Source organism: Pseudomonas sp. Z3-8 (assembly GCF_051131975.1).
GTDB lineage: Bacteria > Pseudomonadota > Gammaproteobacteria > Pseudomonadales > Pseudomonadaceae > Aquipseudomonas.
The window spans coordinates 344,598-356,801 of record NZ_CP071643.1 but is presented as its reverse complement, the minus strand read 5'-3'; the positions used below and the strand labels follow the sequence as shown (position 1 = coordinate 356,801).

14 protein-coding genes are annotated in these 12,204 nt (G+C 62.0%); 8 read left to right on the top strand and 6 right to left on the bottom strand.

Annotated elements, in window-relative coordinates:
- The first annotated feature begins 218 nt into the window (after positions 1-218).
- Both J3P94_RS01640 and J3P94_RS01635 read left to right on the top strand, forming a co-directional pair.
- Positions 219-464 carry a TIGR02647 family protein gene (locus J3P94_RS01640; RefSeq protein WP_150724924.1) on the top strand — a complete coding sequence of 82 codons (246 nt, stop codon included), beginning with the start codon at positions 219-221 and terminating at the stop codon, positions 462-464.
- 175 nt (positions 465-639) lie between these two features.
- A complete protein-coding gene (locus tag J3P94_RS01635; RefSeq protein ID WP_434570966.1) occupies positions 640-3,483 on the top strand; it encodes a class I adenylate cyclase in 2,844 nt (947 codons plus the stop codon).
- Between the two features lie 6 nt (positions 3,484-3,489).
- Here the strand turns inward: J3P94_RS01635 and rnk are convergent, their stop codons facing one another.
- From rnk to cyaY, 3 genes are all read right to left on the bottom strand, one after another.
- The gene (rnk, locus tag J3P94_RS01630; RefSeq protein WP_305497965.1) at positions 3,490-3,900 is read right to left on the bottom strand and encodes a nucleoside diphosphate kinase regulator; all 411 of its coding nucleotides are present in this window, start codon (positions 3,898-3,900) and stop codon (positions 3,490-3,492) included.
- 193 nt (positions 3,901-4,093) lie between these two features.
- Positions 4,094-4,312: a DUF1289 domain-containing protein gene (locus J3P94_RS01625; protein WP_305497964.1), complete on the bottom strand. Its 219-nt coding sequence runs from the start codon at positions 4,310-4,312 to the stop codon at positions 4,094-4,096.
- A gap of 4 nt (positions 4,313-4,316) precedes the next feature.
- On the bottom strand, positions 4,317-4,649 hold the full coding sequence (gene cyaY / locus J3P94_RS01620; protein WP_434570964.1) for an iron donor protein CyaY: 333 nt from the start codon (positions 4,647-4,649) through the stop codon (positions 4,317-4,319).
- A gap of 184 nt (positions 4,650-4,833) precedes the next feature.
- Here cyaY and lptM point away from each other — a divergent pair, with 184 nt between their 5' ends.
- The 6 genes from lptM to J3P94_RS01590 are packed head-to-tail and all read left to right on the top strand — an operon-like array spanning position 4,834 to position 9,446.
- Positions 4,834-5,013 (top strand): LPS translocon maturation chaperone LptM, encoded by a 180-nt coding sequence (gene lptM / locus J3P94_RS01615; protein WP_264428547.1) that lies wholly within the window; start codon positions 4,834-4,836, stop codon positions 5,011-5,013.
- Between the two features lie 9 nt (positions 5,014-5,022).
- The gene (gene lysA, locus J3P94_RS01610; RefSeq protein ID WP_434570962.1) at positions 5,023-6,270 is read left to right on the top strand and encodes a diaminopimelate decarboxylase; all 1,248 of its coding nucleotides are present in this window, start codon (positions 5,023-5,025) and stop codon (positions 6,268-6,270) included.
- Positions 6,271-6,274: 4 nt separating this feature from the next.
- Positions 6,275-7,105: a diaminopimelate epimerase gene (gene dapF, locus J3P94_RS01605; protein ID WP_434570960.1), complete on the top strand. Its 831-nt coding sequence runs from the start codon at positions 6,275-6,277 to the stop codon at positions 7,103-7,105.
- Positions 7,106-7,117: 12 nt separating this feature from the next.
- Positions 7,118-7,843 carry a DUF484 family protein gene (locus J3P94_RS01600; protein ID WP_305497960.1) on the top strand — a complete coding sequence of 242 codons (726 nt, stop codon included), beginning with the start codon at positions 7,118-7,120 and terminating at the stop codon, positions 7,841-7,843.
- A 2-nt stretch (positions 7,844-7,845) separates the two neighbouring features.
- Positions 7,846-8,745 carry a tyrosine recombinase XerC gene (xerC, locus tag J3P94_RS01595; RefSeq protein ID WP_434570959.1) on the top strand — a complete coding sequence of 300 codons (900 nt, stop codon included), beginning with the start codon at positions 7,846-7,848 and terminating at the stop codon, positions 8,743-8,745.
- On the top strand, positions 8,742-9,446 hold the full coding sequence (locus J3P94_RS01590) for an HAD family hydrolase (RefSeq protein WP_434570957.1): 705 nt from the start codon (positions 8,742-8,744) through the stop codon (positions 9,444-9,446). The genes xerC and J3P94_RS01590 overlap by 4 nt, the downstream gene beginning before the upstream one ends.
- Positions 9,447-9,780: 334 nt before the next feature.
- On the opposite strand, the gene sutA is transcribed toward J3P94_RS01590, so the two are convergent.
- The 3 genes from sutA to J3P94_RS01575 form a co-directional block, all read right to left on the bottom strand.
- Positions 9,781-10,104: a transcriptional regulator SutA gene (sutA, locus tag J3P94_RS01585; protein WP_007941277.1), complete on the bottom strand. Its 324-nt coding sequence runs from the start codon at positions 10,102-10,104 to the stop codon at positions 9,781-9,783.
- A 101-nt stretch (positions 10,105-10,205) separates the two neighbouring features.
- Entirely contained in the window at positions 10,206-10,631 is a 426-nt protein-coding gene (locus tag J3P94_RS01580) for a secondary thiamine-phosphate synthase enzyme YjbQ (RefSeq protein WP_434570954.1), read from the bottom strand.
- A gap of 213 nt (positions 10,632-10,844) precedes the next feature.
- Entirely contained in the window at positions 10,845-12,179 is a 1,335-nt protein-coding gene (locus J3P94_RS01575) for an ammonium transporter (protein ID WP_305497956.1), read from the bottom strand.
- Between the last annotated feature and the right edge of the window lie 25 nt (positions 12,180-12,204).

The window sequence follows — 12,204 nt, the reverse complement described above, 5'->3', positions numbered from 1 at the left end:
TTGTGGTGAGGGAGCTTGCTCCCGCTCGGCAGTCCGACGCTTCGGGCGCAGCAGTCGCAAATTTTCGGGGTCGCTTCGCAACCCAGCGGGAGCAAGCTCCCTCGCCACAAAAAAATCGCTTTAAACAAAAAAGCACCACTCTGACACTGGACAGCTCGGCCGAGTGCGCTCACCTTAGTGACGCTGTCGACCAAATTCCTAGAAAGTCTGGAGTCCTTATGTCGCTTACCCCTGAGCTGGTTGCCGAACTGGAAATCCTTGCACTCTTCAACCTGGACAGTTCCCAGGAAGGCCTGAAAATTCATCAGACCGCTGCCCCGAAAGCCATCGCCGCTGCCAAGCGCCTGTTTGAAAAAGACCTGATAGACCAACCCGATGGCGGTTATCTGACCAGCCTGGGGCGTGATGCCGCGCAAAATGTGCAAACTGTCCTGACGATACTCCGCGCCGAAGAAACCGCCTGATCTCCTCCCGCCCACGGAAATCCCTTTACCTCGGGGTTTCCGCAGGCGCACGGCTTCTTTCATAAAAATCCTGACGTCAAAATCATTATCAGCTCAAGAATTCCACGATTCGGGCGTTAACCTGCCATCACTTGTGCTTCCCCACGTGCGACGCCGCGAGCCGGTTTGAGCTGACATGACCCGCAATCACGAAATACGCCCCGATCTGGACCAGGGAATCGACCGCAAGGTCCTGAGCCAGTTACGCGCGCGTTTCCTCAAGCTCAACACCGGCCGCATGGAGCGCGCCCTCGAAGGGTTATCGACCCGCCAGCAGGGCGTATTGACGCTGCTTCCGCTGTTCTTTCACGTCAACCATCCACTGCTGCCCGGCTATGTCTCCGGCAGCACACCCGCCGGGTTGTCGAATTACGAGCCCGACGCCAATGTCCTCGCCGAGGCCCAGCGGCTGACCCGCTCGTTTTCGTATAAGCCGCGCCATGGCAGCAACCCTCCGCGGCCAATCCTCGGCCTGTTCCTGATGGGCAGCCTCGGCACGCTCGCCCAGGCCGACCAGAGCGACATGGACGTATGGGTGTGCCACGGCCCGGACTTGAGCGACGATGAACTCGCCGAGCTACGCAAGAAATGCCAACTGCTGGAAATCTGGGCCGCCACCCAAGGCGCCGAGGCTCACTTTTTCCTCATCGACCCGGCGCGATTCGTCCGCGGCGAACGGGACAACCAGCTCAGCTCCGATGACTGCGGCACCACCCAGCATTATCTGTTGCTGGACGAGTTCTACCGCACCGCCATCTGGCTGGCCGGGCGCACGCCGATCTGGTGGCTGGTGCCGGTCTATGAAGAAGAAAATTATCAGCAATACACCCACACGCTGATTTCCAAGCGCTTCATCCGCGCTGACGAAACCCTCGACCTGGGGCATCTGGCCTACATCCCGCCGGGCGAATTCATCGGCGCCGGGCTCTGGCAGTTGTTCAAGGGCATCGAGTCACCCTATAAATCCGTGCTCAAGCTTTTGCTGACCGAGGTCTACGCCAGCGAACACCCGGACGTGCGCTGCCTGAGCCTGCGCTTCAAGCAGGCGGTGTTCGCCAATCGCCTGGACCTGGACGAGCTGGACCCGTACATGGTGGTTTACCGCCGTCTCGAGGAATACCTCAACGCCCGTGGCGAACCGGAACGCCTGGAGCTGATCCGCCGCGCGCTGTACCTGAAGGTCAATCGCAAGCTCACCGGCCACGCCCGCAGCAGCGGCTGGCAACGCAACCTGCTTGAACGCCTGGCGCGGGACTGGGGCTGGGATCAACGCCAACTCGCGTTGCTCGACAGCCGCAGCCAATGGAAGGTCCGCCAGGTCAGCAATGAGCGGCGCGCATTGGTCAACGAGCTGACCTACAGCTATCGTTTCCTGACCCAGTTCGCCCGCACCGAAAAGACCGTCAGCCTGATCAACAAGCGCGACCTCAATGTCCTTGGCCGACGGCTGTATGCGGCCTTCGAGCGCAAGGCCGACAAGGTCGAGTTCATCAATCCCGGGATCGCCCCGGACCTGGCCGAAGACACCCTGACCCTGGTCCAGTCGCCGAACAAGAAAGAGCCTGGGCAGAACCAGTGGGGTTTGTACAACGGCAGCCTGAATGCCTTGGAATGGGAGAATTTCGCGCCGATCAAGCGCAGCCGCGAATTGCTCGAATTGCTCACCTGGTGCCACCGCAACGGCGTGATCGACAGTAGCACGCGCCTGGCGCTACACCCCGGCGACAGCGACCTGAGCGAGTTCGAGCTGTTCAACTTGCTGGGCAGCCTGCAACAGTCCATCGCCCTGCCCCTGGCCACGGTTGACGAAGAACAGCTGCTGCATGCCAGCGTACCCGGCGAAGTGCTGATCCTGGTGAACGTCGGCGTCGACCCGCTCAAGCATCACCGCGACCTGAACATCCTGATGACCACCGAGCGCACCGACTCCTTGAGCTACGCCGGTGTCCGCGAAAACCTGGTCTTGACCCTCGACCAGGTCACCCTCAACAGCTGGAATGAAGTACTGGTCAACCGGTTCGACGGCGAGCACGCCTTGCTCGATTGCCTGCGCGACTACCTCAACGACTTGCCCCTTACGCAGCGCCAGCCACGCTTGCAGGTGCGCTGTTTCTGCCACAACCGTGCGCAGTTCATCGCGCGACGGGTTGAAGAAGTCATCGAGACCGCCCAGACCTTGCTCCTGAGCAAACTCAACTACCGCTACCTGCTTCAGGTCCAGCAGCATTATCACGTGCTGGAGCTGGTGCCCGGCCAGGTCAACCATGTGGCGTTGAGCAGCCTGCCGGCGTTGATGGACTACCTGGGCGAAGAGTTGACGGCGTACAGCCCGCTGCATCTGGACGCGATGGCCATGGAAGAACACGACGCGGCCCTGATCCTGCCCATGGGCCAGCCCGAGTGCATCCAGGTGTTCTACCGGGTCTACGAGGACGAAGCGGAGCTGTATGTGCTCGATGAATTCAACGCGTTGTGGCAGCAGCGCCTGCCGTATCACGATGACCAAAGCCTGCTGGTGCCGCTGCAGCGCTTCCTGCAGTCGGTGCTGTATCGCCGCGACGCCTTGCTGCCGATGGACGCCACCCAGCCGTTGACCCTGGAAGTCCTTTATTACCAGCTCCTGCCTTCGGGTAACGGGCGGGCCCGGCGGGTCGAATCACGGCAGGCGCCGCAGACGCCGGTCAACAAGCCCTTCTACGACGTACAGGCGATCATCGGCAAAGCGGCGCACGGGCAAGTGCACGTCACCCTCTATTGCGACCAACGGGAATTTTCGGAGCTGGAGCATGGCGACCAGCTGTTTCACGTGGTCGCCAGGGAAATCGTCGGGCAGCGCCGCGACGCCGAACGCTATCGCTGCTATATCACCGACCTGGACCTCTCCGGCCTGGTCGGTGACGGTGCCTGCCCAAGCATTTTGTTCCTGCGCTACAAGGCCGACCTGGAGCGCGCACTGAACGAAGCATTGAATCAGGTCTGACGGGGTTCAGGACGGGAAATCACCGCCATTGGCCGGCTGGGACTCGACTTCCAGCAACGTCAGCTTCAAGGTCTTGCCACCCGGCGCCGGCCAGTCGATGTGCTGCCCCACCTTCAAGCCCAGCAAGGCACTGCCCACCGGAGCCAGGATCGAAATCCGGCCCTCGTCGGCGTTGGCGTCCTTCGGGTAGACCAGCGTCAGATGGTAATCCTTGCCGCTGCTTTCCTCGCGGCAGTGCACGCGCGAATTCATGGTCACGACATCGGCGGGCACTTCATCGTGGCCGACCAGTGTCTCGGCGCGATCCAGTTCGGTTTGCAACGCGATCACACCGGGAAGCGTGTCATCCAGGCTGTCGATCAAGCGCTCCAAACGTTGTACGTCCAAGCGAGTCAGGGTGATGGAAGGTGCGGTCATGATCCAGGCAGACTCCTTTCTTCTGCACGAAAAAAGCAAAACCCCGCCACATAAGACGGGGTTTTCACGCGCCTCGATGAGTTGAGGCGTTGCTGGACACTACCACAGCTCAATAAATATACAACCCGGATGGTTCTTGCCCATCTGGTGGAAGGCTTTTGTGGCGAGGGAGCTTGCTCCCTCGCCACGGGCGTCAAGACAAAGACTTGCGTTTGGCCGCCTCGGCACAGATCACCCGCCGGCGCTCATCATCCGCCGAGCGCCATTCGCGGATATCTTCCACGTGCCGGAAACAGCCGAGGCAGACCTTCTGCTCATCCAGCTTGCACACGCTGGTGCAAGGCGACGGAACGGCGGGGCTGACGTTGCTGTAGAGCGGCTTGGGTGGCCGCGCCGGGGCTGGCTGGCTCACGCGGTCACAGCCCTTCGAATTCGAGCTCAGCGCCCGCCTGCTGCTTGACGATGCGTTCGAGCATCTCGCCCAACTGCTCTTCGCTCTTGTCGCACATCCAGCGCTCGCTTTCCTCGTCATAGTCGAAGTGAAAACCACCGGACACCGCCGCCAGCCACAACTGCCGCAACGGTTCCTGGCGGCTGAAGATCAGCTGGGTACCGTTTTCGAACTTGACGGTGAGTACACCGGCGGAAATTTCCAGATCGATATCCAGGCCACTGTCATCGAACACATCCTCCAGCGTTTGCTGGGTCGCATCGACCAGGTCGTGGAAACGGGCTTCAGTCAAACTCATTGCGGCAACCTCGAAAATGTCTGCTCATGCTCAAGCGCCGCAAGATACGGACGCTTCCCGGCGATTGCAAAGGATATACCGGTTGAGACAACCAGCGCCGCCGGACGGGCGTCCCGTTGCATAGGCAAGCTGACGGGTGGCCGGTATACTCCGGCGCAATTAACGCATTTTCAAGGATTTCGCCATGAAGCGCCTGATCTCTTCCCTTGCTGCGCTCGTCGCGGTTGCCTGCCTTGTGACAGCCTGTGGTCAAAAGGGTCCGCTGTACCTGCCTGATGACAGCAAGTCCCCCGAAGAACAAGCAGAGCAGGCCAAGTCGTCGCAATCCAAGTCACACGCGCACGACACCCACACCACTTACTAAGGGACCGCCATGGACGCTTTTAACTACCGTGGCGGGGAGCTGTTCGCGGAAGGGGTTGCCCTGTCCGCGATAGCCGAACGTTTCGGCACGCCGACCTACGTCTATTCCCGTGCCCATATCGAAGCCCAGTACCGCACCTTCGCCGATGCCCTCGAAGGCATGCCGCACCTGGTGTGCTTCGCGGTAAAAGCCAACTCGAACCTGGGCGTGCTCAACGTCCTGGCGCGCCTTGGCGCCGGATTTGACATCGTATCCGGTGGCGAACTGGAGCGTGTGCTGGCCGCGGGTGGCAGCGCCGACAAGATCGTTTTCTCCGGTGTCGGCAAGACCCGCGAAGACATGCGCCGCGCGCTGCAAGTCGGTGTGCATTGCTTCAACATCGAATCCACCGACGAGCTGGAGCGGTTGCAGGTCGTCGCCGCCGAGCTAGGCGTGCGCGCACCGGTTTCCCTGCGCGTGAACCCGGACGTCGATGCTGGCACCCACCCGTACATTTCCACTGGTCTCAAGGAAAACAAGTTCGGCATCGCCATTGCCGACGCCGAGGACGTGTACGTACGTGCAGCCCAGCTGCCAAACCTGGAAGTGCTGGGCGTCGATTGCCATATCGGCTCGCAACTGACCACCCTCGAACCGTTCATCGATGCCCTCGACCGCCTGCTGGCGCTGGTCGATCGCCTCGGCGACTGCGGCATCTACCTGCGTCACATCGACCTTGGCGGCGGTGTCGGCGTGCGTTATCGCGACGAAGAACCGCCATTGGTGGCCGACTACATCAAGACCGTGCGCGAGCGCCTCGAAGGCCGCGACCTGGCATTGATGTTCGAGCCCGGTCGCTACATCGTCGCCAATGCCGGCGTGCTGCTGACCCAGGTCGAGTACCTCAAGCACACCGAGCACAAGGATTTCGCCATCGTCGACGCGGCCATGAATGACCTGATCCGTCCAGCGCTGTACCAGGCCTGGATGGATGTCACCGCGGTGCGCCCACGCGATACCGCGGTCCGCGCCTACGACATCGTCGGGCCGATCTGCGAAACCGGCGACTTCCTGGCCAAGGGCCGGGAGCTGGCGCTGGAAGAGGGCGATCTGCTGGCCGTGCATTCGGCGGGTGCCTACGGGTTTGTCATGAGTTCCAACTACAACACTCGCGGCCGTTGCGCCGAGGTGCTGGTAGACGGTGATCAGGCATTCGAAGTGCGCCGCCGCGAGACGGTAGCCGAGCTGTTTGCCGGCGAAAGCCTGTTGCCGGAGTAATACCATGCTGCTGCGTTTTACCAAGATGCACGGCCTGGGCAATGACTTCATGGTCCTCGACCTGGTCAGCCAGCACGCGCACATCCTGCCCAAGCATGCCAAGCAATGGGGCGACCGCCATACCGGCATCGGCTTCGACCAGTTGCTGATCGTCGAGGCGCCGAACAACCCGGACGTGGATTTCCGCTACCGGATCTTCAATGCCGACGGTTCCGAAGTGGAGCAATGCGGCAACGGTGCGCGCTGTTTCGCCCGCTTCGTGCTGGACAAGCGCCTGACTGCCAAACGGCAGATTCGCGTCGAGACCAAAAGCGGCATCATCGAACTGGATGTCCGCAGCGACGGCCAGATCGGCGTCAACATGGGCGCCCCACGCCTGGTTCCGGCGGACATTCCGTTCCAGGCACCGGCCCAGGCCCTGAGCTATACCGTCGACGTCGACGGTATGCCGGTGGAATTGGCGGCGGTTTCCATGGGCAACCCCCATGCCGTGCTGCGGGTGGATGATATAAACAGTGCGCCCGTGCACGAACTGGGGCCGAAGATCGAGCATCATCCGCGCTTCCCGGCGCGGGTGAACGTCGGCTTCCTGCAGGTCATCGATCGGCATCGCGCGCAACTGCGTGTCTGGGAACGCGGCGCCGGGGAAACCCAGGCGTGCGGCACCGGCGCCTGCGCTGCGGCCGTCGCCGCGATCAGCCAGGGGTGGATGGATTCGCCATTGCTGATCGACCTGCCCGGCGGGCGCCTGTCCATCGAATGGGCAGGCCCTGGCCAACCGGTGATGATGACCGGCCCGGCCGTACGCGTATACGAAGGACAAGTTCGTCTTTGAGTGAGCCAAACCATGACCGATAAGCCTCAGGTTCCAGCCCCGCAGCCCGACGAATCCCCGAGCCAGAACCCGGAAGCCGCAGCCGTGGCCGCTTACCTGGAGGCCCATCCGGACTTTTTCGTCGAGCATGAAGACCTGCTTTCGACGATGCGCATTCCCCACCGGCGCGGCGATACCGTGTCGCTGGTGGAGCACCAGATGAAGATCCTGCGCGAACGCAACATCGAAATGCGCCACCGTCTTTCGCACCTCATGGACGTGGCGCGTGACAACGACCGGCTCTTCGACAAGACCCGTCGCCTGATCCTCGCGTTGATGGACGCCAGCACACTGGAAGACCTGGTGATGAGCGTCGAAGACAGCCTGCGCCAGGATTTCCAGGTGCCTTTTGTCAGCCTCATCCTGTTTGGCGACAACGCCATGCCGGTGGGGCGCTGGGTGACTCACGCCGAAGCGCAGACCGCCATCGGCGGCCTGCTCACGGAAAACAAAAGCGTCAGCGGCAGCCTGCGCGAACATGAGCTGGATTTCCTGTTCGGCGAAGAACAACGCAAGCAGATCGGCTCTACGGCCGTCGTCGCCATTGCCCACCAGGGCGTGCACGGCGTGCTGGCCATCGCCAGTCGCGATCCGCAGCACTACAAGAGCTCGGTCGGCACATTGTTCCTGAGTTATATCGCCGAAGTCACCGGCCGCGTGCTGCCACGGGTTGCCGGTTCGCTGCGCTCGGTACGCTGACGATGGAACGGCAACTGGACGCCTACTGCGAGCACCTGCGCAGTGAGCGCCAGGTGTCGCCCCACACCTTGTCGGCCTATCGCCGCGACCTCGAAAAGGTGCTGGGCTGGTGCCAGAAACAGAATATCGACAGCTGGTCGGCCCTGGATATCCAACGCCTGCGCAGCCTGATTGCCCGCCTGCATCAACAAGGGCAATCCTCCCGCAGCCTGGCGCGACTGTTGTCGGCGGTGCGCGGCTTGTACCAGTACCTCAACCGTGAAGGCCTTTGCGACCACGACCCGGCCACCGGCCTGGCACCGCCCAAGGGCGAGCGTCGGCTGCCCAAGACCCTCGACACCGACCGCGCCTTGCAACTGCTGGAGGGCGCCGTCGAGGATGACTTCCTCGCGCGACGAGACCAGGCAATCCTGGAGCTGTTCTATTCCTCGGGCCTGCGGCTTTCGGAACTGACCGGGCTGAACCTGGAACAACTGGACCTGGCCGACGGAATGGTTCAGGTGCACGGCAAGGGCAGCAAGACCCGCCTGCTGCCTATCGGTCGCAAGGCCCGGGAAGCCTTGGACCTGTGGCTGCCGCTCCGGGCAATGGCCAACCCGGCCGATGATGCGGTCTTCGTCAGCCAGCAAGGCCGGCGCCTCGGGCCGCGAGCGATACAATTGCGGGTCAAGGCTGCCGGTGAGCGCGAACTTGGGCAGAACCTGCATCCACACATGCTGCGACATTCGTTCGCCAGCCACCTGCTCGAATCGTCCCAGGACCTGCGCGCCGTCCAGGAGCTGCTCGGCCATTCGGACATCAAGACCACCCAGATCTATACCCATCTGGACTTCCAGCACCTGGCGACGGTCTATGACAGTGCCCACCCCAGGGCCAAACGCATCAAGGGCGACGAATCATGACCATCGAACTCATCACTTTCGACCTGGACGACACCCTGTGGGACACCGCCCCGGTGATCGCCAGCGCCGAAGCCGTATTACGTCAGTGGCTGACCGATAACGCACCGGACCTGGGCGACTTTCCGGTGGAGCGCTTGTGGGCAATCCGCACGCAAGTGCTCAGCGAAGAGCCGGACCTCAAGCACCGCATCAGCGCCTTGCGCCGACGCGTGCTGTTCCGGGCGCTGCAAGACGCCGGCTATGACCAATGGCGGGCTTCGGAGCTGGCAGACCAAGGATTCGAGGCCTTCCTGCACGCCCGCCATCAACTGGAGGTGTTTCCCGAGGTGCAGCCGACCCTGGAATTGCTCGCCAATGATTACGCCCTGGGCGTCGTCACCAATGGCAACGCCGATGTCCGGCGCCTGGGGCTGGCGGATTACTTCAAGTTCGCCCTGTGCGCCGAGGACATCGGCATCGCCAAGCCCGACGCCCGGCTGTTCCACGAAGCCCTGCAACGCGGCGGCGCGACCGCGCAGACTGCCGTGCACATTGGCGATCACCCGGGCGACGACATCGCCGGCGCCCAACAGGCCGGCCTGCGCGCAGTGTGGTTCAACCCGACAGGCAAGGCGTGGGACGCCGACCATGCGCCGGATGCGGAGATCCGCAGCCTGACCGAACTGCCGGAGTTATTGGCAGGATGGCATAACCCGCGCTGAGCCCCCGACAACCACAACGCCGCCTGTGTGGGAGCGAGCCTGCTCGCGAAGGCGGCGGCATATCCCACATCAATGTCAACAGACCCACCGCTATCGCGAGCAGGCTCGCTCCCACCCTGGATCTGCCGTGCCTGCGATTTCAAACCCGACATGAAACCGTGTGGGAGCGAGCTTGCTCGCGATGACGGCGGCACATCCAACATCGATGTGACAGGTAAACCGCTATCGCGAGCAAGCTCGCTCCCACAGGATCGGCGTGTGGTCCTAAACTTTGTCCGACCCATGAAAAAGCCCGCAGCGACGGCGGGCTTTTTCAGCAAGCAAGGGCAGATACTCAGATCGGGCGGCTGCCGTACTTGTTGTCAGGCTTCTTGGGCGGATCGGCGACCACATTGGCCTCCACTTCCTGCACCTTGCCACCCCGGGCCAGGAATTCCTCCATGGCCTTGGCGAGCGCATCACGCTCCTTGTTCTTGGCCTCTACGCTCGGCAACTCGTCGACCGATACCGCCGCCTTGGCCTTGCCTTTGGCGGTCGGGACCGGAACATCGGCACCGTCATCGTCAGCGACGTCTTCAGCCGCCGCTTCCAGGCCTTCTTCGGCCTCGTCTTCATCACCTACTTCGAGGTCGTCGTTTTCCAGATCATCGTCGCTCATGTTCTACCTCATGACTTGCGAAAAGCAGATTAGTTATAGCCCAGCTTCGCCATCTGTCGAAGGCTGCCAGAAAAAATTCAACATCCGCCAACCATCAGCGGTCATGCCCCTTCACCGTACAAGGTGGCGAGGACTTTACGAGTACCGCCATGATCACGGTGCTCGCCCAGATAAACACCTTGCCAGGTGCCCAACGCCAACCGTCCCGCCGTCACCGGAAGACTGAGCTGACATCCCAGCACGCTGGCTTTGAAGTGCGCCGGGAGGTCGTCCAGGCCTTCGTCGTTGTGCTCATAGTCGGCGGTTCCTTGTGGGATCAGCCGATTGAAAAATCGTTCGAAGTCTCGACGTACCGCCGGATCGGCGTTCTCGTTGATGGTCAGCGAGGCCGAGGTGTGCTGCAGCCACAGATGCAACAGACCGACACGACATGCCTTGAGTTCAGGCAGGCCGGCGAGCAACTCGTCCGTTACCAGATGAAAGCCCCGGGGCCTTGCCCGCAGGGTTATCAGCGTCTGTTGCCACATACAGTTCTCCGCACGTTCGGCGCGCATTCTAGCGCGCTCTGGGAAAAAACAAAGGGCCTAATATTCCTGCTTTCCTGTAAGTCTTTGGCGGTAGAAAAACCCGTGTCGCATACACAACAAAAGGCGTCGGAAAAACCAGCACGCCCTGTGAGCAATGACAAACTCCAGACAAAAAAATGCCCGGCGAACCGGGCATTTTTTATTGGAGCGCGATTACAGGTTGTAACCACGTTCGTTGTGCTGGGCCAGGTCCAGGCCCACGGCCTCTTCTTCCTCGGAGACCCGCAGACCCATGACGGCGTCGAGGACCTTGAGGATGATGAAGGTGACAACCGCCGTGTAGATCACGGTGAAGCCTACGCCTTTGAACTGAATCCACACTTGCGCACCGATATCGGTCACGGTGCCGAAGCCGCCCAGCGCCGGCGCTGCGAACACACCGGTCAGGATGGCGCCGAGGATACCGCCGATGCCATGCACGCCAAAGGCGTCCAGGGAGTCGTCATAGCCGAGCTTGCGCTTGAGGGTGGTGGCGCAGAAGAAGCACACCACGCCCGCCGCCAGGCCAATGACCAGGGCGCCCATCGGGCCCACGGTGCCGGCCGCCGGGGTGATTGCAACCAGGCCGGCCACGACGCCCGAGGCGATGCCCAGTGCGCTTGGCTTACCGTGGGTGATCCACTCGGCGAACATCCAGCCCAGCGCGGCGGCTGCGGTGGCGATCTGGGTGACCAGCATCGCCATGCCGGCGGTGCCGTTGGCCGCGACGGCGGAACCGGCGTTGAAACCGAACCAGCCCACCCACAACATGGCCGCGCCCATCAGGGTGTAACCCAGGTTGTGCGGTGCCATCGGCGTGGTCGGGAAGCCTTTGCGCTTGCCCAGCACCAGGCACGCCACCAGGCCTGCGATACCGGCGTTGATGTGCACCACGGTGCCACCGGCGAAATCCAGTACACCCCAGTCCCACATCAGGCCGCCGTTGCCGGACCAGACCATGTGCGCAATCGGCGCATACACCAGGGTGAACCACACGCCCATGAAGATCAGCATGGCGGAGAACTTCATCCGCTCGGCGAACGCGCCGACGATCAGGGCCGGGGTGATGATCGCGAAGGTCATCTGGAAGGTGATGAAGACTGCTTCAGGGAACAACGCTGCCGGGCCGGTGATGCTGGCCGGGGTGACGCCCGCCAGGAACGCTTTGCCCAGGCCGCCAACGAAGGAGTTGAAGTTGACGACGCCCTGCTCCATGCCGGTAGTGTCGAACGCGATGCTGTAGCCATAGATGACCCACAACACGCTGATCAGACCGGTAATGGCGAAGCACTGCATCATCACGGAAAGAATGTTTTTCGACCGAACCATGCCGCCGTAGAACAGCGCAAGGCCGGGAATGGTCATGAACAGAACAAGAATCGTGGCCGTCAGCATCCAGGCGGTATCGCCGGAATTGAGGACTGGGGCTGCCGCTTCTTCTGCCATGGCCAGGCCAGGCATTACGAAGGACAACAGGGCTCCTAGCCCTGCGAATTTACGCAGAGTCATATTGTTTTCTCCTGGGGCGTTGGGG

What these genes read in the sequence shown, in the direction of transcription:
- J3P94_RS01640 (WP_150724924.1), top strand. Translation starts at nt 219, where the DNA reads ATGTCGCTTACCCCTGAGCTGGTTGCCGAACTGGAAATCCTTGCACTC.
- J3P94_RS01635 (WP_434570966.1), top strand. Translation starts at nt 640, where the DNA reads ATGACCCGCAATCACGAAATACGCCCCGATCTGGACCAGGGAATCGAC.
- rnk (WP_305497965.1), bottom strand. Translation starts at nt 3,900, where the DNA reads ATGACCGCACCTTCCATCACCCTGACTCGCTTGGACGTACAACGTTTG.
- cyaY (WP_434570964.1), bottom strand. Translation starts at nt 4,649, where the DNA reads ATGAGTTTGACTGAAGCCCGTTTCCACGACCTGGTCGATGCGACCCAG.
- lptM (WP_264428547.1), top strand. Translation starts at nt 4,834, where the DNA reads ATGAAGCGCCTGATCTCTTCCCTTGCTGCGCTCGTCGCGGTTGCCTGC.
- lysA (WP_434570962.1), top strand. Translation starts at nt 5,023, where the DNA reads ATGGACGCTTTTAACTACCGTGGCGGGGAGCTGTTCGCGGAAGGGGTT.
- dapF (WP_434570960.1), top strand. Translation starts at nt 6,275, where the DNA reads ATGCTGCTGCGTTTTACCAAGATGCACGGCCTGGGCAATGACTTCATG.
- J3P94_RS01600 (WP_305497960.1), top strand. Translation starts at nt 7,118, where the DNA reads ATGACCGATAAGCCTCAGGTTCCAGCCCCGCAGCCCGACGAATCCCCG.
- xerC (WP_434570959.1), top strand. Translation starts at nt 7,846, where the DNA reads ATGGAACGGCAACTGGACGCCTACTGCGAGCACCTGCGCAGTGAGCGC.
- J3P94_RS01590 (WP_434570957.1), top strand. Translation starts at nt 8,742, where the DNA reads ATGACCATCGAACTCATCACTTTCGACCTGGACGACACCCTGTGGGAC.
- sutA (WP_007941277.1), bottom strand. Translation starts at nt 10,104, where the DNA reads ATGAGCGACGATGATCTGGAAAACGACGACCTCGAAGTAGGTGATGAA.
- J3P94_RS01580 (WP_434570954.1), bottom strand. Translation starts at nt 10,631, where the DNA reads ATGTGGCAACAGACGCTGATAACCCTGCGGGCAAGGCCCCGGGGCTTT.
- J3P94_RS01575 (WP_305497956.1), bottom strand. Translation starts at nt 12,179, where the DNA reads ATGACTCTGCGTAAATTCGCAGGGCTAGGAGCCCTGTTGTCCTTCGTA.